The sequence below is a fragment of the Streptosporangium sp. NPDC002607 genome (assembly GCF_053592655.1).
Map to the genome: position 1 here is coordinate 155,467 of NZ_JBSFWD010000003.1, position 19,857 is coordinate 175,323.

The following is a 19,857-nucleotide window of genomic DNA, read 5'->3' on the forward strand; positions in this document are numbered from 1 at the left end:
CCCCCTGAGACCCACCGAGGAGAATCCCCGTGGACCTCCGTTCCTATGACCCTGCCCACCTGCGCCCGGACAACGGCCTGCTCGCCAAGAGGCTGCTGCCCTGGGAGACGCTGAACGCCCCGTTCGAGGGGGCCTGGTGCGTCATCGCGCCCGGCACCGCCTCGACCCGGCACGCCCACCACGAGTACGAGATCTTCATCGCGGTCTCCGGCGAGGCGGTCCTGGAGAGCGAGGGCGAGCGCGCCCCCTTCGCCGCCGGGGACGTCGCCTACTTCCCGCCCGGCACCGACCACCAGGTGGTCAACGACGGCACCACCGACTTCGAGATGTACGGCATCTGGTGGGACCACGACCTCGCCCGCGCGTTCGAAGCCCGGCACCTGGAGGAGAAATGACGGGGACGATCGTCATCGCCGCCACCCCGACGCCGAACGGCGACCTGCACGTCGGCCACATGGCCGGCCCCTACATCGCCGGTGACGTCTACGCCCGCTACCTGCGGGCCGACGGTCGCCCCGTCAACTACAACACCTGCACCGACGACAGCCAGTCCTACATGATCTCGACCGCCCACAAGCACGGCACCACGCCCGCCGAGCTGTGCGCGACCTCCACCGCGGCCATCCAGCGGTCGGTCGAGGCGATGGGCATCTCGCTGGCCCCGCTGCCGCCCGTCGACGACGCCTACCGGCAGACCGTGCTCGACTTCGTCACCGCCCTGCACCGCCAGGGTCGCTTCGAACTCCGTACCGTGCGCATGCCGTACGCGGAGAACGCGGGAACCCACCTGTTCGACGGGCTGGTCAAGGGCGAGTGCCCGGCCTGCCTGACCGAGAGCTGCGGCGGGTCGTGCGAGGGCTGCGGCCACCCCAACCACTTCGACGACCTCGGCGACCCGCGCTCGGTCCTGGACCCCGACGACCCGGTGACCTCGCGCGAGGTCACCGTCCTGGTCCTGCCCATCGAGAACTACCGGGAGGAGCTCACCGCCTACTACGCCGCCCGGATGAGCACCTGGCGTGGGCACAGCAGGCAGCTCATCCGCGAGATTCTGGCCCGGCCGCTCCCGGAGATCCCGATCACGGTGCCGTCACCGGGGTGGGGCATCGACGCCCCGTTCGCCGAGACCCCCGGGCAGATCCTCTACCCGTGGGTCGAGGCGATGCCCGCCTCGATCTACAGCACCTGGAAGGCGGCCGGCGGGCCCGAGGGCCCCGTCGACAGCGCCTGGCGTGCCGAGAGCGGCAACCACCTGGTCTACTTCCACGGCTTCGACAACGTCTACTTCTGGGGCATGGTCGACCTGGTCATGCTGCTGGCCCACGGCGACCGCTACATCACCCCGGACGCCAACGTCTGCAACGAGTTCTACGAGCTGGAGAACGAGAAGTTCTCCACCAGCCGTAACCACCTGATCCGCGGCGCCGATCTGGTCGCCGAGGTGCCGCGCGACCTCGTCCGGTTCTACCTCGCGCTCACCTGCCCCGAGGACCAGCGGGCCAACTTCACCAGGGAGGGGCTCGACAAGGTCACCGGCAGGCGGCTGCGCGAGCCGTGGAACGCGCTTGCCGACCGCCTCGACACCCTCGTCACGGACCCGGGGGAGGAGCTCAAGGTCACCGCCGCCGGCCGGCACCGGGCCGCGGTGATCGTCGAGAGGTTCAGGCTCTGCTACGACCTCACCTCCTTCAGCCTGACCAGGGCGGCGGACGGCATCGTCACCCAGCTCGGCAGGTTGCTGACCGCCGAGCGTGACGAGACCGGTGACCTGCTGATGGAGGTACGCGCCTTCCTGGCCTGCGCCGCGCCCATCCTGATCGACGTCGCGGCCGAGGCCGAGGCGGCGGGCGTCGAGCTCACCCTCGACACCTCCGCCGAGACGATCGACGCCTTCTCACTACCGCGACTGCCCGGGAGTCCCCGATGAAACTCCTCGCCCTTGAAGCCAGACAGAACGCCACCTACTACCAGTCCCGCTACCAGCAGGTTCAGGACTTCGGTGCCGAGCTCTACGTGCTCAACGGCATCGGCACCCCGGACTTCTGGCCCAAGGACCGCTACCGCGTCGCGGGCTCCCAGCGCATCGACGACCTCATCACCGAGGCCAAGAACTGGCACGAGCAGGAGCGCTTCGACGGGATCATCACCTTCTCCGAGTCGGCCGTGACCACGGTCGCGGCGGTCGCGGAGGCGCTCGGCCTGCCGGGCGTGGGCGTCGAGGCGGCCAGGACCAGCCGTAACAAGCTGCTGATGCGTGAGGCGCACCGCAGGCACGGCGCCCCGCATCCGGACTTCCGCTTCGTCACCGACCTGCGGGAGGCGCTCGGGACCGCGGACGACTTCGGCTACCCGGTCATCCTCAAACCCACGCTGGGCGCCGCGAGCAACTTCGTGTTCAAGGTCGACGACAGCGAGGAGATGGCCGAGCTGTTCCCGCAGGCCCTTGAGGGCATTGAGGGGATGTCGTGGTTCGAGATGGAGGCGCACGGCCTCGACCTCGGCCCGCACGGTCTGCTGATCGAGTCGTTCCTGGACGGCGAGGAGTTCCTCATCGAGGCCGTGGCCTGGGACGACGAGGTCTACCTCGGCTCCATCGTGGACCGGATCACCGTCGAGGGCGGCACCTTCGACGACGACGTGCACCACGCGCCGACCTCGCTCACCACCGAGCAGGTGGCCGCGGTCCACCGCGTGGTCAGGGCCGGCGCGCACGCCCAGGGGCTGCGGCGCAGCGTGCTGCACGCCGAGGTCCGCTTCCACCGGGGCGAGCCGTACCTGCTGGAGATCGCGATCCGGCCCGGCGGCGGGGGGCTGGATCTCATCGCCGGGATCACCGCCACGCACAACCCGATCCGCGCGGTCATGGACGTGGCGCGGGGTGCCACGCCGAGGGTGCGTCACTACCGGCCGACCGGCGTCCACGTCACCGCGATGTGCCTGCTCTGCGACGCCGGCCGGATCGCCTCGATCGAGGTGCCGGCCGAGGTCGCCGAGTCCGACCGGGTCTTCTTCCTCAAGATCACCGCCAGGCCCGGGGACGTCATCCGGCGCCCGCCGGAGGGCAACAGCATCCTCGGTTTCCTCGGCACCACCGGCACCTCCCTGGAGGACGCGAGGGAGACGATGCTCGACTACGCATCCAAGATCAACGTCACTTTCGTCCAGGAAGGAGAGCTGACATGACACAGCTGGCCACCGAGACGCCGCAGCGGACCCGGCGGGTGGCGCGCACCCGCCGCTACCTGATGTGCCCGCCCACCCACTTCGACGTCGTCTACTCCATCAACCCCTGGATGAACCCGGACAAGCCAGTCGACGGCGCGCTGGCCAGGCTCCAGTGGGACGGTCTGCTCCGCGCCTTCCTGGCGCTGGGCCACCAGGTGGAGTTCATCGAGCCGCTGCCCGGCTACCCCGACATGGTGTTCGCCGCCAACGGCGCGACGGTCATCAACGGGAAGGTGCTGTCGGCCCGCTTCCGGTACGAGGAGCGGGCCGCGGAGGGCCCCGCCTACCTGGAGTGGTTCCGCGCCAGAGGCTACGAGACCCGCGAGGCGGTCCACGTCAACGAGGGCGAGGGCGACTACCTGCACGCCGGCAGGTACCTGCTGGCCGGCACCGGGTTCCGCACCGACATCCGCTCGCACCGCGAGGCGGAGCGGTTCTTCGGGATGCCCGTGGCGGGGCTGCGCCTGGTGGACCCGCACTTCTACCACCTCGACACCGCGCTGGCCGTGCTCGACCACGACCAGATCATGTACTACCCGGGAGCCTTCTCCAAGGAGAGCCAGGGCGTTCTGCGCGTCCTGTACCCCGACGCGATCATCGCCACCGAGGCCGACGCCGAGGTGTTCGGGCTGAACGCCGTCTCCGACGGCCGCCACGTCCTGATGCCGCCCTCGGCCACCCACCTGATGGACGAGCTGCGCGAGCGCGGCTACGAGCCCATCGGCGTCGAGCTCTCCGAGCTGCTGAAGTCCGGTGGCAGCGCCAAGTGCTGCACCCTCGAACTCAGGGCGGGCCGGTCATGATCGACTACAACGGGCGCCGCTTCACCACCGGCGGCGTCCCCCCCACCGAGAGGCACCCGATCGCCCTGTACCGCCAGGACGGGGACCTGCTGTGGGGCGAGTTCTCCGGCGGGCACGCCCGCCGGGGGACCCTCACCGGGCTCTGCGCCCCCGACGGCACCCTCGACTTCGCCTACACCATGGTCCTCGACAACGGCGCCGTCGTGTCGGGCCACTGCCGCAGCACCCCCGAACTGCTCCCCGACGGCCGCGTGCTGCTCCACGAGACGTGGGAGCGCTACGGCGCCCACGCGGACAGCGGTGTGTCCCTGCTCGAGGAGATCGACCCGAAGACGTTCGCACAGAACCACCAGACGACGGAGAGCCGGACATGACCCTGAACACCATCGCCCGCCCGAACCTGGAGAAGCCCGTCAAGGGCGGCACCGTGACCTGGGCCTGCGCGCCGGGATTCCCCCCGTCCATCATCTTCCCCTTCACCCCGCCCGAGCGCTTCGGCACCCGCAACCTGCTCGAGTTCCAGATCCTGATGTACCGGCCGCTCTACTTCTTCGGCACGCACGGCACCCCCGAGGTCGACTACGACCTCAGCATCGGCGAGCCGCCGCAGTGGAGTGAGGACGGCCTGACCGTCACCGTCACCGTCAAGCCCTGGAAGTGGTCCAACGGCGAGACGATCTGCGCGGACAACGTGCTGTTCTGGGTGAACATGATGGCGGTCAAGGGCGAGCGCTACGGCGAGTACGTCCCCGGCTGCTTCCCCGACAACCTGGTCTCCTACGGCAAGCTCGCCGAGGACAAGGTCTACTTCACCTTCGACAAGGTCTACTCCAAGCGCTGGGTGCTGATGAACCAGCTCAGCACCATCACCCCGATGCCCAAGGCGTGGGACCGCACCGCCGAAGGACCTTCCGACGCCTCCTACAGCCTGGAGAACGTGGCCGCGGTCTACGACTTCCTGATGGGGGAGAACGGCGGCGTCATCGAGGAGGACAACTCCGACCGGGTGCACTGGGCGACGAGCCCGGTGTGGAGCGTGGTCAGCGGCCCGTGGCGGCTGAAGAGCTACACCATGGAGGGCGTCGTCACCTTCGTCCCCAACGAGCACTACTCGGGGCCGAACAAGGCGCACCTGGACGAGTTCCGGCAGGTCCCCTTCATGTCCGACGGGGAGGAGTACCAGAAACTGCTGGAGGGGCCGGACGGACCCGACGGCATCCAGGTCGGCTACCTGCCGCTGAGCTTCAGCGCCGAGCCGACGGACGACCCCACCAAGGGCGGCCCCAACCCGCTGGGCGAGAACTACACGCTGGTCCCGCAGGCGGCCTTCTGCATCCGCTACATCCCGCTCAACTACAACAACCCGACGGTCGCCGGCAAGATGCTCGCCCAGACCTACATCAGGCAGGCGATGCAGCACGCCCTCGACCAGGACCGGGCGGCCCGTGACATCTACCACGGCTACGCCTACCGGCAGGACGGCCCGGTGCCCCGCTACCCGGTGAGTGACCTGGTCTCGCCCACCCTGCAGGGCGCGCCGATCCTGCCCTTCGACCCCGACCGGGCCCGCGAGCTGCTGGAGGCCAACGGCTGGGACACCAGCGTGACGCCCGCCGTCTGCGTCAACCCCGGAGAGGGGCCCGGCCAGGCCGGGGCGGGCATCCCCGGCGGTACCAAACTCAGCTTCTCCCTCAGGTACGCCGAGGGCCGGCCCGCGCTCACCCGGCTGATGGAGCAGTTCCGCGACGACGCCGTCAAGGCCGGCATCGAGCTGCGCCTCCAGGAGGTCTACGGCTCGGTCCTGGTGGCCGAGGACGCCCCCTGCGTCGCCGGACCCGACAGCCCCTGCCTGTGGGAGCTGAGCACCTGGGGCGGCGGCTGGGTGTACCACTACCCGAGCGGCGAGATCCTGTTCCGGACCGACGCCGGCGGCAACTTCGGCCACTACACCGACCCCAAGGCCGACGAGCTCATCGACCGCACCCTGACCAGCGACGACCCGGCCGCGCTCTACGAGTACCAGGACTACATCGCCGAGCAGGTCCCGGTCATCTTCATCCCGAACTTCTCGCTGCGGCTGTTCGAGGTGGCCAACAACCTCCGGGGCTTCGAGCCGATCAACCCCTTCGGGATGATCAGCCCGGAGAACTGGTACTACGTCGAGAACGGTGGCTGATTCCATGACCCTCGCCGCGGCACCCATCGCCGTCATCCCCGCGCAGAACCTCATGATCCTGCTGCTGCAACTCGGGCTGCTCCTCGGCCTGGCCACCGTCCTGGGCCGCCTGGCCGTCAGGTTCGGGCTGCCCGCCCTGCTCGGCGAGCTCAGCGCCGGCATCCTGATCGGTCCCTCGCTGCTCGCCAACGTCGCCCCCGACTTCTCCGCCTGGCTGCTCCCCACCGACCCGGCCAGATTCCACATGATCGACGCCGTCGGCCAGCTCGGCGTCCTGCTGCTGGTGGGCCTGACCGGCATGCATCTCGACCTCGGCTTCATCCGCCGCCAGGGCAGGACCGCCGCCTGGATCAGCGGCATGGGACTGATCATCCCGCTGGTCCTCGGCGTCGGGATCGGCTTCCTGGCCCCCGCCGAGATGATCGCCGAGGGCGTCGACCACACGGTCTTCGCGCTCTTCCTCGGCGTCGCGCTCTGCGTCAGCGCCATCCCCGTCATCGCCAAGGTGCTGATGGAGATGCGCCTGCTCCACCGCGACATCGGCCAGCTCATCCTGAGCAGCGCGGTCGTCGACGACGTGGTCGGCTGGCTGCTGCTCTCGGTGGTCTCCGCGCTCGCCACCGCCGGGGCACGCACCGGGCAGGCCGCGCTGACCGCGATCGCGCTGCTCGCCGCGCTCGTGCTGGTGGCCGTCCTGCTCGGCCGCCGGGTGGTCGCCAGGGTGCTGCGCGCCGCAGACCGGGGCGGGAGCGCCACCACCATCGCCGCGGTGGCGATCATGATCCTGCTCTCGGCCGCGGCCACCCAGGCGATGGGGTTCGAGGCCATCCTCGGCGCCTTCATCTGCGGAGCGCTCGTCGGCTCCTCGCCGGACCTGAAGGTCGCCAGGCTGGCCCCCCTGCAGACGCTCGTCGCCGCGGTGCTGGCACCGATCTTCTTCGCCACGGCGGGCCTGCGGATGGACCTGACCGAGCTGGCCAAGCCGCCCGTACTCGTGGCGGGGATCGTGGTGCTGACCGTCGCCATCGCCGCCAAGTTCGCCGGCGCCTACCTCGGGGCGCGCATCGCCAGGCGCACCCGCTGGGAGGCACTCGCCCTCGGCGCGGGTCTCAACTCCCGCGGCGTGATCGAAGTGATCATCGCGATGGTCGGTCTCCGCCTGGGCGTGCTCACCACCGCGTCCTACACGGTCATCGTCCTGGTCGCGGTCGTGACCTCGATGATGGCGCCGCCCCTGCTCCGCTACGCGGCCTCCCGGATCGCCCCCACCGAGGACGAGTCCGTCCGCGAGGAGTTCTTCGACACACTGCAGGGCTCCGACCGGGAGCTCGTGACCACCGCCAAGGAGGCGTGAGATGACCACCGACACCAGGCCGCTGATCCTGGTGGTCTCGACGGGAATGCGGCACTACCGCGAGTACCTGCTGCGCTCCATCGCCACCGAATACCGCATTCACCTCCTGGTGACCGCCGAACCCGGCTGGGAGCAGGAGTACGTCACCGGCTGGACCGTGGTCGCCGACACGACCGACGGCCCCGCGATGGCAGGCGTCGCACTGGAGCTGGCCGCCCGCGAGCCCGTGCACGGGGTGCTCTGCTGGGACGAGGCCAGGATCCTGGCCGCCTCGTACGTCTCCGAGGCCCTCGGCCTGCCCGGCGGCGACCCCGAGATGGTGCGCCGCTGCCGCGACAAGCACCGCACCCGTGTCGCGCTCGACGCGCTCGGCGTGCCGCAGCCCAGGTCGCTGGCCGTCGCCACGCTGGAAGAGGCCCTGCGGGCCGCGGAGGAGGTCGGCTATCCGGCCATCCTCAAGCCGCGCGGCCTCGGCGGCAGCCTGGGCGTGATCAGGGTCGAGGACCCCTCGGAGCTGGCGGAGCGATTCGCCTTCGTCCGGGAGCTGACGGTCCCCGACGGGGCGACCTACGAGATTCCCGTCCTGGTCGAGGAGTTCGCCGACGGCCCCGAGGTCAGCGTGGACGCCGTCGTCCAGGGCGGCGTGGTGACCCCGCTCTTCCTCGGCAGGAAGGTCCTGGGCTACGAGCCGTACTGCGAGGAGGTGGGTCACTTCGTCGACGCCCAGGACGCGCTCCTGCAGGACCCGGAGTTCTGCCGCGTCCTGCAGGACACGCACACCGCTCTCGGGTTCACCGACGGGTTCACCCACACCGAGATCAAGCTCTCCTCCAGGGGACTGCGCGTCATCGAGGTGAACGCCCGCCTGGGCGGGGACATGATCCCCTACCTCGGGCTGCTCACCACCGGGATCAACCCCGGCCTGGCCGCCGCCGCGGTGGCCTGTGGCCGTACCCCCGCGCTCGCCCCCGAGCGCAAGCTCGTGGGCGGGGTGCGCTTCTTCTACGTCGCCGAGGACGACACCACGATCGAGTCGATCGAGTTCGACGAGGCCGGCCTGCCCCCGGAGATCGACAGGGCGGTTCCGGTGGTCGCCCCCGGGGCGACCGTCTCGCCACCGCCCAAGGGCACCCTGTGGGGGCGTATCGCCTACGCCACCGCGCTGTCAGAGACCGTCGACGAATGCCGGGCGGCGCTGGACGCCGCCGAGGCCGGCCTGAAGGTGAGGGCAACAGCGTGACCGCCGTTATCGAGAACGAGAAGAACATGCCGCCGGAGCCCCCGGGCAAGCCGGACGACGGGGTGTTCGTCACCCTGCGGGAGACCCCGCGCGCCGTCAAGGCGCTGCTCTTCGGCGGCTTCATCAGCAGGCTCGCCGCGTTCATCCAGATCTACCTGGTGCTCTTCCTGACCGACCGGGGCTTCTCCGCCACCCAGGCCGGGCTGGCGCTGGGCGTGTACGGAGCCGGCGCGGTGGTGGGCTCGTTCGCCGGCGGATCGCTATCCGACCGTCTCGGTGCCCGGACGGTCACGCTGATCAGCATGGCCGGCTCCGCGGTCCTGATCGTGTCCATCCTCTACGCCCCGACCTACACGCTGCTGCTCGCCGCGGTCTTCCTGGTCAGCACGGTCGGCCAGTTCTACCGGCCGGCGGCCCAGACCATGCTGACCGAGCTGACGCCGAGGCACCGGGTCGTGATGATCACGGCGATGTACCGGCTCGGCCTGAACCTCGGCATGACCGCCGCCCCGCTGATCGGCGCCGCGCTGCTCTCCGTCTCCTACAACGCGCTCTTCTGGGGCGAGGCCGCCGCGGCGCTGATCTTCGGCGTCACCGTGATGTTCGCGCTGCCCAAGCGCGCCGCGCACGCCGCGTACGTGGCGAAGGAGCAGGAGGCGGTGGCGGAGGAGGCGGACCCGGCAACGCAGGGCCGCTCCGGCTACCTCGCGGTGTTCGCCGACTGGCGCTACAGCGTCTACCTGCTCGCGATGCTGCTCACCTCCATCGTCTACTGCCAGTACACGGCCACCCTGCCGCTGGACATCTCCGCCGCCGGGATCAGCCTGTGGTGGTACGGCGCGGCCGTCTCGCTGAACGGTTTCATCGTCATCACCTGCGAGCTGGCGATGACGAAGGTCGTGCAGAAGTGGCCGATCCGGCTGACCGCGCTGCTCGGCCTCGGCCTGGTCTCGGTCGGCTACGCGATCTACGCGATATCCCCGCTCCCGATCTGGTTCATGATCGGCACCCTGGTCTGGACGCTCTCGGAGATCATCGGCGGGCCCACCACGTTCGCCTACCCCGCCCTGGCCGGCCCCGAACGGCTCCGCGGCCGCTACATCGGCGCCATGCAGAGCGTCTTCGGGCTCGGCACCGCGATCGGGCCGGTGATCGGAACCCTGGTGTGGTTCCAGGTCGGACGCTCGGTGTGGCTGTGGGCGGCCCTGGTCTCCGCGATCGCGACCGTGGCGGGCCTGATCGGCATGCGTGACCCGCACAAGGCCGACGAGTCGCGGCCCGCGACCGCCTCGGCGACATGAACGGAGGGATGAGATGCTCAGAATCGCTGTTGTGGGCGGTGGGATCGCGGGGGCCATGCTGGCCTGGCGGCTGTGCGAGGTCATCAGGGGCAGCGCCGTCCACCTGTACACCGGAGAGCCGCACAGGCGGGCCGACGCCAGCTCCGCCTCAGGCGGCCTGACCAGGGCGTTCGAACCGGATCCCGCGCTCTGCCTGGAGGCCGCCGACAGCCTGGCCGAGCTCCAGTCGAGTCCGGAGCTGCGCCAGTGGGCCTCCTACCGGGAGACCGGCTCGGTATACCTGCTCCCCGGTCTGGGGCCGGGCACCGAGGGCCTGGTGGAACTGGTGCGCAGCCGCCTGCCCGGCTCGATCTCCCTGATCGGCGGCGAGGAACTCAGCAGCCGCGGCACGTTCCGCGAGCTGCCTGAGGGAAGCGTGGCCGTCGTCGAGAAACGCGCCGGCTACCTCTCCCCGAACGGCTTCCGCGACCGGCTCCTGGTCGAGCTCGCCCGGTCGGGCGCGTTCGTCACCGACGGGCAGGTCGACGGGATCACCGCGGAGGCCGAGGTTCGCCCCGCCGAGGGCAGCCCGGCCAGGTTCGACGCCGTCGTGGTGGCGGCGGGGGCCTGGACTCAGGACCTGCTCGCCCGCACCGGCCTGTCGGACGCGGGACTGCGCACCAAGGTGATCCAGTACGTGCTCGGGCCCGCGGCCGGGAGGAACCCCGGCGCGTTCGTCGACGACACGTCCGGCCTGTACGGCAGGACGTACGCGGAGGGAAGGATCCTGCTCGGACTGCCCACCGACAGATGGGACATCACCCCTGGAACCGTGCCGATCGACCCCGCCCTCACCAGCAGGATCCTGGACGTCGCCGAGTCCAGGATCGGGTACCGCCCGCCAGGTGTGGGGGTCAGGGCCGTCACCGCGGTCGAGTGCTACCACCCCACGGGCGGGCTGTCGCTGCGCCCCCTGGCGAAGGGCGTCTACACCTTCACCGGGGGCAGCGGCGGCGCGGGCAAGACGGTGCTCGCCGCGAGCCGCACGGCCGCGCGAAGCCTGGTCAGGTCACTGCGCTGACCATGGGAAGAGGGCCTGGCCGGGGCGCGGTGAACGTCACCGCGACACCCGGTCAGGTCGTCGCGGTGAACACCAGATAGCAGTAGTCGTCCAGCATCTTCGCCAGCGGCCGGCCAGGCCGGCCCAGCTGCACCGCCAGCGCCTCCTCGCCGAGACCGGCCTCCGAAAGGAGGCGCCGCGCCCACTGGCGGCCCAGCCGCAGGTGCGCGCGGTAGGCGTCGGCCGTACGGGCACCGTGCAGGGCGTCGGCGATGGCGGCGTCCCAGGGCATCAGCGCTCGCGGGCGCAGGGCGTGCAGCATCTTGGTCGCCGCGGTCGGTCCCAGCGAGCGGGGTCTGGAACCGGGGGCCGCCCGCATCGCCGCGAGGTCCGCGTAGCACTCGCCCACCGCGTCGATCTCGGCGTCGCCCAGCTGGGCGAGTGCGGCGTCCCGGCCGGGAAGGCGATCCCGCCAGCGCTCCCACCAGGCGCCGGTCTCCGCACAGAAGACGTCCGGCTCGCCCTCGCGCGGGTAGCGCAGCCGGCACCCCCAGGCGTTCAACCAGGTCAGCAGTGCCCGGCGATGGGCCGCGAGCGCCGGGTCGACCCACGGCCCGGTCGCCAGCAGCAGCCGTTCCCAGGACCGCTCGGCCGCGGTGTAGCCGGCGAACTCGCCGACCGCCGCGCGCAGGCGCTCCAGGTCGGGCCCCCCGTCCGTGACGGAGCCTCCCTGGCCGGGAACGGCGGAACGCGATCCCATCTCCCACGACGGAGTCGTCATGGTCACCGGCCGGTCAACGGCGGCCGGCTCCGGCCCCGCATCAGCGCGGCCAGCAGCCGTTCGGTGCGCTCGTTCGGCTCCACCCCGAGGTCGGTGCGGAGCCGGTGACGGCACACCTCGTACCAGCTCAGGACGCGGCCGAGCTCGTCGAGCTCGCCGTGCATCATCATCAGGGTCTGGTAGGTGGCCTCGTGGTGGGGGTCGACGTCGAGGGTCCGGCGGCACCAGTGCATCGCGGCCGGCCAGTCCTCTCGCTCCAGCGACTCGCTGCGCAGCGCGGACAGCGCGCGCAGGGCGGTCCCGCGCATCCACTGCCGCTGCTCGTTGATCCAGCCGCCGGTCTCGCCGGTGAGGAAGTCACCGATGTAGAGGTCGGCGGTGCGCTGGAACCAGGCGATCGCGGTGTCGTGGTCCTTGGCGACCCAGGCGTCCCGGCCCCGGTCGAAGGCGCGCTGGAACTCCTCGATGTCCACCCACGCGCTGTTCGTCCGCAGCAGGTAGCCGTGGTTCTGGTGGAGCAGGGTGAAACCGTCCCTGTCCTCGAACTCGTTGAGCACCCGGCGTACGCCGTGCACGGCCACCTTGAGCGAGCTGGAGTGGTGGTCCGCTCTTTCCGGCCACAACACCTCGTGCAGCCGGTCCCGGTGGACGAATCGATCACGGTTGACCAGTAGGTACTGGAACAGGGCCCGGGCCTTGCCGGCGCGCCAGTGTGACACGGCCTGCCCGTCGACCTCCAGACGGAAGTTGCTCAGGCAGCGGGCGACGACCGAGGGCGTGCCCTCGTCGGCTCCGGGGTTGTGGGGGCCAGGTACCGCCAATTGTTGAACAGGCATGTTCGCTTCCCTCAGGAGAACGGACTCCGCCGCTCGCGGAGTCAACCGCGGACGCCGAAATACGTCGTGTACGAGTGCGGTGCCAGCACGACCTGGATGTGATAGGGCATGCACTCGTCGTGCATTCTGAACATCACCGTGACCTCCGGATAGGAGGTGGTCATGCCAAGCCCGGCGAAATAGTGGTCGGTGGCGAGGACGAGACGATAGAGCCCGCGCTCCATGAATTCGTCCATCCATTCTTTTACGTTTCCCTCGATGTCGGTCTCTCCCTCGGAGACCTGCTGCCAGTCCGCGCCCACGGCTCGCTCCAGGCGAGCTCGGACACCGGCCGCGGATCGGCCGTAGACGCCGTCAAGTGCCTGCGTGGCGATGCTCATGGTGAGGATACCCATCTTCTGGTCGGGGCCGCGTGACCCGTATCACGCGACCTCGGTCCCATCAGGTTCCACCGGAGCGTTATCCGTCCGCTTTCGGCCCGCTATCCATCGGCTACCGCTCCCTATCTTTTGCCGGCGAATGGGGCGGATGCCGGATCAGAAGAGATCGGATAAAGGCTGGATAGGGGGGCTGCCTACGTTTTGAAGCAGACAGGCGAACAGCAGCCAGAAAGACACGACAAGAGGTGCAGAAAATGCGGAAATTCGCTAGCTCCAACGCTCTCCGGTCCATCGTCGCCGCCGCCGCCATCCTGGGGTGCCTCGGCCTCACCGCCGTCCTCCCCGCGGTCGCCGCCGGCGGGTCCCCGGAGACCGTGGTGCTCGCCAGCAACACCCCCTGGGGCTGAACTGCACCCTCCCTGCCCGGTGGTCACCGGCGGCGGGGATTCGCCGGAGCGGTCGGAGCCGTCCAAGGCCCGGCCGCTTCTTCGCGTCTCAAACCCACCCGTTAGTCGCAAATCAGGTCAGACCTTAACAAACCCCCCTGGTTCTCCACCCGGCGACGTTGTATGATCCCGGGCAGACAGCGGTTCATACACATAAAATCACCCGCCGTGATCACTGGATTATGTGTTCAGGGTTATGGACGGTTGGGATTCGGTATATTTTCCCTGGGTTTAAGTTAATGGTCAGGTGCCTGACGTCTCTCTTACGCAAAACCATGCGGTGATTTCCTGGACAGGCCGCGACTCTGTAAGGAGATTCGGGTGGAGTATCGGATCCTCGGTCCTCTGGAAGTCGTGGCCGGTTCCCAGCGCCTGGATCTGGGGGCACCCCGGCAACAGGTGGTTCTCGCCTGCCTTCTGCTGGAGGCCAATCGCATGGTCACCATCGGGCGACTGACCGACGCGATCTACGGCGACGACCTTCCCAGCACCTCGCGCGCGCAGGTGCAGATCTGCATCTCCTCACTCCGGCGATTATTCGCCGCCCACGGCAACCTCGACGTCATCGCGACCCATTCCCAGGGATACACCCTGCGGGTCACCGAGGGGCAGCTCGACTCCCAGAACTTCGAGAACCTGCTGAGCCAGGCCCGCCAGGCCCGCGAGAACCGCAACCCGGAGGAGGCGGTCAGACACTACCGGGACGCGCTCGCCCTCTGGCGGGGCCCCGCCCTCGACGGCCAGGAGAGCCGGCTCGTGCAGGCGGCGGTCAGCAGGCTGACCGAGCGCCGGATCAACGCCAACGAGGACTGCGTCGATCTGGAGCTGGAACTCGGCAGGCACCACGAGCTGGTCGGCGAGCTCAGCGAGCTCGTCGAGGAACATCCGCTCAGGGAGCGGCTACGCGGCCAGTTGATGCTCGCGCTCTACCGCTCCGGGCGCCAGGCGGAGGCGTTGACGGTCTACCGCCGCGCCCGCCAGACGATGATCGACGAGTTGGGCATCGAGCCCAACGAGAGCCTGCAGCAACTCGAGTACGCGATCCTCACCTCCGACGAGAGCCTTGACCCGCCGGAGCGGCAGCAGCAGCAACAACCGCAGCAGCTCCAGCGCCACGGGGAGACGAACGAGGTGCCGGTCGCGCACCGGACCGTGCCCCGGCTGCTTCCCACTGACATCGCGGACTTCACCGGCCGGATCAAACTGGTCGAGGCCATCCGCAGGCAGCTCACGTTCGCCGCGGAGGACCGGCAGCGACTCGCCGTGCCCATCATCGCCGTGGTCGGCAAGCCGGGGATCGGCAAGTCCACGATCGCGGTGCACGTCTCGCACAGCGTCGCCGGCCGCTACGAGGACGGCCAGCTCTTCGCCGACCTGCACGGAGGGGAGTCGCGCCCGCTCGGTTCCGGGCAGGTGCTCGAACGCTTCCTGCGGGCGCTGGGCGTGCCGGGCACCGCCATCCCCGACGGGGTGGACGAGCGGGCGGAGATGTACCGCGCGCTGCTCGCCGGACGCAGGATGCTGATCGTCCTGGACGACGCCAGGAGCGAGAGCCAGGTGCTGCCCCTGCTTCCCGGCAATCCCGAGGCCGCGGTGATAATCACCAGCAGGACCCGGCTGGCCGGCCTGCCCGGTGCCGCCCACCTCGACGTGGACCTCTTCGACTCGCGGCAGTCGGTCGACCTGCTCTCCCGTATCGCGGGCGTCGAACGGGTGCAGGCCGAGCACGAGGCGGCGGCCCGGCTGGCGGACCTCTGCGGTCACCTCCCGCTGGCGCTGCGCATCGCGGGCGCCAGGCTCGCGGCCCGCCCGCACTGGACGATCGACCAGCTGGTGGGCCGGCTCGAAGACGAGACCCGCAGGCTCGACGAGCTCAAGCACGGGGACCTGGGCATCAGGGCGAGCATCTCCCTGACCTACGAAAGCGTCAGCGAGGACGCGCGGAGGCTGTTCAGGCGCCTGGCCATCCTGGAGTTCCGGCACTTCTCCGGCTGGGTCGCCGCCGCACTGCTCGACAGCGACCCCGCGGACGCCCAGGACCTGCTCGACGACCTGGCCGACACCCAGCTGATCGAGGCGACGGACACCGGGTACGGCGTGCACGGCCAGTACCGCTTCCACGACCTGATCCGCGTCTTCGCCCGCGAGCGCCTCGCCACCGAGGAGGCGGTCGCCGACCGCAAAGCCGCGCTGGAGAGGGTGCTCGGCGGACTGCTCTTCCTGACCGGGGAGGCGCACCGCCGCGAGTACGGCGGCGACTACGTGCAGGTGCACAGCGACGCCCCGCGCTGGTCGCTGCCCGACAGGCTGGTCGAGAAGCTGGTCATGGCCCCCCTGCCCTGGTACGAGCGCGAGCGGCTGACGCTGGTCGCGGGGATCCGCCAGGCGGCGCAGGCCGGGTTCGTCGAGCTCTGCTGGGATCTCGCGATCAGCGCCGTGACCCTGTTCGAGTCGAGGATCTACTTCGACGACTGGCGGGAGACCCACGAGGTCGCGCTGGCCGCCGCCCGGCGGGCGGGGGACCGCAGGGGGCAGGCGGCGATGCTCTACTCGATCGGCTCGCTCTACATCGCCGAGCAGCGGTTCGGAGACGCGCGCCGCGACTTCGAGGCGGCCGCGGAACTGTTCGAGGAGGCGGGCGACGACCTCGGCGTGGCCCTCGTCATTCGCAACATCGCCTTCCTGGACCGGATCAGCGGCCGGCTCGACGACGCCGTGGAACGCTACGAACGCGCGCTGGCGATCTTCCGCAGGACCGATGACCAGGTCGCCTCCGCCTACGTGCTGCACAGCGTGGCCCAGATCAGACTGGACTGCGAGGACCTCGACGCGGCCAAGCGACTGCTGAGCGAGGCGCTGGAACTCAGCAGGGGCGGCGGCAGCCGGCGCGTGGAGGCACAGGTCCTGCACCGGCTGGGCGAGACCTACCTCCGCTCGGGAGAGCTGCCGTCGGCGGCCGAGGTCTTCGAGCGGACGCTCACCACGGTACGCAACATCGGGGACCCGACCGGAGAGGCCTACGCCCTGCACGGCCTGGGCATCGCGCGGCTGCGCCAGGGCGACTTCGCCGAGGCCGACCTCACGCTCCAGCGCGCTCTGGAACTGGCGAGCACCACGGGAGAGAAGCTGGCCGAGGCGCGGGTCGTGCTCGGCCTCGGCGAGCTGGCGCTGGCCACCGACCAGACCGAACAGGCCATCGGCCGCTTCCACCAGGCACTCGGCCTGTTTCACAAGATCGACGCGCCGTTCCACGTGGTCCGCGTCCTGGTCATGCTCAGCGAGGCGTACTCGGCCGTCGGCGAGACCGAGGCGGCGCTGAGCGTCTCGGAGGAGGCGCTCGAACTGGCCGACACGATGCCACCCGCGATCGCCGCCCAAATCCGTACCCAGCTGGCGGATCCTCCCGCCACCTGACCTCGGCCGTGCCCGGTGAGAGGCGACGGAGACGGCGCGGCCGCGCTCCCTGAACGAGGCGCGGACGTGTGGTGCGGCGGTTGGTCACGGGCGGTGCGGGTGGTCTGCACGTGATGTGGTGCGGCGGGTCGGTCGCCGGCCCCGGTCGAGTGGCCGTTGTCGTTGTGGGCGGTGCGGGCGGTCAGCGGTGGCCCTCATGTGATGTCGCCTGGCGGCCGGTCGTCTGCCCTGGCAGGACCGGCCGCCGTCGGCGACATCACATGAGGTGAGGGGCCAAAGATCAGCCGATCCGGCGCAGGGCGTCGGCCAGGCTGGACAGGCCGACCGGTCCGAGCTCCATTGCGGCGGTGTGCCAGGCACGCAGGTCGAAGGCGTCGCCCTGGCGCAGCCTGGCCTCCTCACGGGCCTGCACCCAGGCCCGCTCGCCCAGCTTGTAGGCGATGGCCTGGGCGGGCCAGCCGAAGTAGCGCACCACCTCGGCCTCGACCCGGTGCGGCTCGCAACGGCCCCGGTCGCGCAGCACCTCGCAGGCCTTCTCGAAGGTCCACTTCGAGCCGTCGGGAAGCGGAAGGTCCAGGTGGACGCCCAGGTCGATGACCACCCGGGCGGCACGCAGCGCCGACCAGTTGAGCATGCCCAGCCGGGTACCGGGGTCGGTGAACCAGCCCAGCTCGTCGGCCAGCCGCTCGGCGTACAGGCCCCAGCCCTCACCGTGGCCGTCCACCCAGGAGACCTTGGCGAACCTGGACAGGCCGTCCCCGGCCATCCGCATCGCGCCGAACTGCAGGTGATGGCCGGGAACGCCCTCGTGGAAGATCGTGGTCAGCTCGCTCCAGGTGGCGAAGCGCGTCCGCCCGCCGACCGGCCACAGCGTGCGGCCGGGCCGCGACAGGTCCTCGCTGGGCGAGTTGTAGGAGGCCGCGCCGGAGGTGGAGCTCACGTCGACCTCGGCCACGATCCGCCGCAGCGGCTCGGGGATGTCGAAGTGGGTGCCGTTCAGCTGCTCGATAGCCCAGTCGTGGCGTTCCTGCAGCCACGTCTGGTACTCCTCGAGGGAGTCGACGGCCTGGGTCTCGTTGAGGATCTCGGTGGCCTCCTCGATGGTCGCGCCCGGCTTGATCCGCTCGACCTCGGCGGCCATCTCGGTCCCGATGCGCTCCAGCTCGGCCCAGCCCCACTCGTACGCCTCGCGCAGGTCGATGTCGGAGCCCAGGCTGATCCTGGCCGCGACCGCGTAGCGCTCGGGGCCCACCGCGTCGGCCTCGTCCGCCCTCGGGGCGTACTCCTCGCGCAGGTAGCGCCCGGCGTCGGCGTACGCGGCGTGGGCCGCCGCCGCCGCGCTGAGCAGCTCCTCCTTGACCGGACCCTCGCCGTAGGTGGCGACGAAGGCGTCGTGCGCCGGGGGAGTCCCGCCCGCGCCGGCGAACTGATCGGCCTGGTCGGCCATGGCCAGTGCCTGCCTGCGAGCGCCCCGCAGGCCCGAGGCCAGGCCGACCTCCAGGCTCTCCCGCCATCCGGCGAGCATTGCGGGGATCGCCGCCAGGCGGGCGGCGACGTCGCGCCACTCGTCGTCGTTGCCGTGCGGGAGGAGGACGACGCTGGAGCGCACCCGGTAGGGCAGCCCGTACGGCGCCGCCACCCAGCGGAGCGGCTCACCCATGTCGTGCCAGCCGAGCTCGGCCTCCAGCCGCTCCCGCAGGTGGGCGGCCGCCCGGACGTCCGACTCCCCGGTCGGGACCAGCTCGTCGAGACGCTTGAGGGTCGTACGGATCAGCTCGGCCCGGGCGGCGCTTCCGGCGGGGCTGTGGTCGGTGGCGGCGACGAAGTCGGACACGATGCCCTCGGCACCTGCCGCGATCGGGTCGAGTGCCGCCCAGCGGGTGACGTACTCATCGCAAAGCGCAAAGATCGGAGTGCTCATGTCCGAAACGTAGGACCGCCCAACATCCATGCCTTATCGCTTCGCTATCGGGCCTGCGTGACGCCGGCCACCCGGCCCCAAGCCCGAATCGGCGACGTCCAGGCCGGCAAAGGGGAGGCGCCGGCTCGTCAACGGGCCGGTTCATCGCCCCCGGTTCAGATGCTGAAGCTCACGCCTATGATGGCCACCAGAGACGAGACAGCCGCGATCACGCATCCGCCGATTATCGCCACCCCCAAACCACGCTCGATGTTGAGGCCCCTCAGCAGGAGGGTGGGTACGAAGGCCACACAGAGCGGGGCGAGGGCGAGCAGGCCGATCTGGGGCATCACGCCCTGCGTGCCCGTGGGCAGAACCCGGTCTCCCTCGAAATTGAGTGCGGCCCGGAAGACGTCGCCCACCTCCGCATCCGGCACGGTGTCGATGACGATCGGTGATCTCGCCGGGTCGTCGAATATGAAATCCGCCTTGCAGTGGTGCGTTCTATGCTTTCCGTGGCCGAGACTTTCACAGAACACGACAGTGGCGGTTCCCTGTACGCCCGTCATGCCGAGCGCCACCTTCAGATCGGGCAGGGCGACGGAGACCAAGGTGAACGCCAGCAGCGACAGCGCGGCCGTTATGCCGAGTGCGAGCGCCAAGCCGCCGATGATTTCTCCAGGTTTCCGCTTCGGCGTGGGCTCCGCACGGACATTCTCCTGGCTGGGGGGTCTCTTGGATCGGGCCCGCTTCCCACGCGCGGCGGACCTGGGTTCGGTGGATACCGGGTTGGCAGGTCGTCGGGCGGGTTTCTTCAAGGGAGAGCCGTCTCGCCTGGCCTTCTTCGGCGCGTGAAGCATGTTCCTCACCCTGGATGACGGCGCTTGCGATCCACCTGTAACCGGCTGGTGCCGCTCGCCCACTCGATGGGCCCACTGAGCTCCGGGGTCACCTTTCAAAGC

General features: G+C 70.1%; 17 protein-coding genes. 12 read left to right on the forward strand and 5 right to left on the reverse strand.

All coding sequences use genetic code 11. The annotated features are described in order from the left end of the window. Positions 1 to 29 precede the first annotated feature (29 nt). The 10 genes from ACWD3H_RS04680 to ACWD3H_RS04725 are packed head-to-tail and all read left to right on the forward strand — an operon-like array spanning position 30 to position 11,159. Positions 30 to 395: a cupin domain-containing protein gene (locus ACWD3H_RS04680; RefSeq protein WP_355554198.1), complete on the forward strand. Its 366-nt coding sequence runs from the start codon at positions 30 to 32 to the stop codon at positions 393 to 395. Then, positions 392 to 1,927: a class I tRNA ligase family protein gene (locus ACWD3H_RS04685; RefSeq protein ID WP_355554201.1), complete on the forward strand. Its 1,536-nt coding sequence runs from the start codon at positions 392 to 394 to the stop codon at positions 1,925 to 1,927. Before ACWD3H_RS04680 ends, ACWD3H_RS04685 begins: the two co-directional genes overlap by 4 nt. Further along, positions 1,924 to 3,183 carry an ATP-grasp domain-containing protein gene (locus ACWD3H_RS04690; RefSeq protein WP_355554204.1) on the forward strand — a complete coding sequence of 420 codons (1,260 nt, stop codon included), beginning with the start codon at positions 1,924 to 1,926 and terminating at the stop codon, positions 3,181 to 3,183. Before ACWD3H_RS04685 ends, ACWD3H_RS04690 begins: the two co-directional genes overlap by 4 nt. Continuing rightward, a complete protein-coding gene (gene ddaH / locus ACWD3H_RS04695) occupies positions 3,180 to 4,028 on the forward strand; it encodes a dimethylargininase (protein ID WP_355554207.1) in 849 nt (282 codons plus the stop codon). Before ACWD3H_RS04690 ends, ddaH begins: the two co-directional genes overlap by 4 nt. After that, positions 4,025 to 4,402: a hypothetical protein gene (locus tag ACWD3H_RS04700; RefSeq protein WP_451954033.1), complete on the forward strand. Its 378-nt coding sequence runs from the start codon at positions 4,025 to 4,027 to the stop codon at positions 4,400 to 4,402. Before ddaH ends, ACWD3H_RS04700 begins: the two co-directional genes overlap by 4 nt. Next, the gene (locus tag ACWD3H_RS04705; protein ID WP_350956169.1) at positions 4,399 to 6,204 is read left to right on the forward strand and encodes an ABC transporter substrate-binding protein; all 1,806 of its coding nucleotides are present in this window, start codon (positions 4,399 to 4,401) and stop codon (positions 6,202 to 6,204) included. The genes ACWD3H_RS04700 and ACWD3H_RS04705 overlap by 4 nt, the downstream gene beginning before the upstream one ends. Next, positions 6,197 to 7,558 (forward strand): cation:proton antiporter, encoded by a 1,362-nt coding sequence (locus ACWD3H_RS04710; protein ID WP_451954034.1) that lies wholly within the window; start codon positions 6,197 to 6,199, stop codon positions 7,556 to 7,558. The genes ACWD3H_RS04705 and ACWD3H_RS04710 overlap by 8 nt, the downstream gene beginning before the upstream one ends. Position 7,559: 1 nt before the next feature. Further along, entirely contained in the window at positions 7,560 to 8,798 is a 1,239-nt protein-coding gene (locus tag ACWD3H_RS04715) for an ATP-grasp domain-containing protein (protein WP_451954035.1), read from the forward strand. Continuing rightward, complete coding sequence (locus tag ACWD3H_RS04720; protein ID WP_355554216.1) at positions 8,795 to 10,099, forward strand: MFS transporter; 1,305 nt, start codon at positions 8,795 to 8,797, stop codon at positions 10,097 to 10,099. The genes ACWD3H_RS04715 and ACWD3H_RS04720 overlap by 4 nt, the downstream gene beginning before the upstream one ends. Before the next feature lie 13 nt (positions 10,100 to 10,112). After that, positions 10,113 to 11,159 (forward strand): FAD-dependent oxidoreductase, encoded by a 1,047-nt coding sequence (locus ACWD3H_RS04725; protein ID WP_451954036.1) that lies wholly within the window; start codon positions 10,113 to 10,115, stop codon positions 11,157 to 11,159. A 52-nt stretch (positions 11,160 to 11,211) separates the two neighbouring features. Here the strand turns inward: ACWD3H_RS04725 and ACWD3H_RS04730 are convergent, their stop codons facing one another. From ACWD3H_RS04730 to ACWD3H_RS04740, 3 genes are read right to left on the reverse strand one after another with little or no spacing between them, the layout of a single operon-like run. Then, complete coding sequence (locus tag ACWD3H_RS04730; RefSeq protein ID WP_451954037.1) at positions 11,212 to 11,898, reverse strand: hypothetical protein; 687 nt, start codon at positions 11,896 to 11,898, stop codon at positions 11,212 to 11,214. Between the two features lie 23 nt (positions 11,899 to 11,921). After that, positions 11,922 to 12,755: an AfsR/SARP family transcriptional regulator gene (locus ACWD3H_RS04735; RefSeq protein WP_350919880.1), complete on the reverse strand. Its 834-nt coding sequence runs from the start codon at positions 12,753 to 12,755 to the stop codon at positions 11,922 to 11,924. Between the two features lie 41 nt (positions 12,756 to 12,796). Further along, on the reverse strand, positions 12,797 to 13,135 hold the full coding sequence (locus ACWD3H_RS04740; RefSeq protein WP_326641313.1) for a hydroxyisourate hydrolase: 339 nt from the start codon (positions 13,133 to 13,135) through the stop codon (positions 12,797 to 12,799). A 254-nt stretch (positions 13,136 to 13,389) separates the two neighbouring features. Between ACWD3H_RS04740 and ACWD3H_RS04745 the strand changes: the two genes are divergently transcribed. Both ACWD3H_RS04745 and ACWD3H_RS04750 read left to right on the forward strand, forming a co-directional pair. Then, positions 13,390 to 13,542, forward strand: a complete 153-nt coding sequence (locus tag ACWD3H_RS04745; RefSeq protein ID WP_350919877.1) for a hypothetical protein — start codon at positions 13,390 to 13,392, stop codon at positions 13,540 to 13,542. Positions 13,543 to 13,902: 360 nt separating this feature from the next. Then, positions 13,903 to 16,995: an AfsR/SARP family transcriptional regulator gene (locus tag ACWD3H_RS04750; protein ID WP_451954038.1), complete on the forward strand. Its 3,093-nt coding sequence runs from the start codon at positions 13,903 to 13,905 to the stop codon at positions 16,993 to 16,995. Positions 16,996 to 17,275: 280 nt separating this feature from the next. Here ACWD3H_RS04750 and ACWD3H_RS04755 read toward each other — a convergent pair whose 3' ends face one another. Both ACWD3H_RS04755 and ACWD3H_RS04760 read right to left on the reverse strand, forming a co-directional pair. After that, the gene (locus tag ACWD3H_RS04755) at positions 17,276 to 18,916 is read right to left on the reverse strand and encodes a DUF885 domain-containing protein (RefSeq protein WP_451954039.1); all 1,641 of its coding nucleotides are present in this window, start codon (positions 18,914 to 18,916) and stop codon (positions 17,276 to 17,278) included. Between the two features lie 155 nt (positions 18,917 to 19,071). After that, positions 19,072 to 19,557 carry a hypothetical protein gene (locus ACWD3H_RS04760; RefSeq protein ID WP_451954040.1) on the reverse strand — a complete coding sequence of 162 codons (486 nt, stop codon included), beginning with the start codon at positions 19,555 to 19,557 and terminating at the stop codon, positions 19,072 to 19,074. Positions 19,558 to 19,857 lie beyond the last annotated feature (300 nt).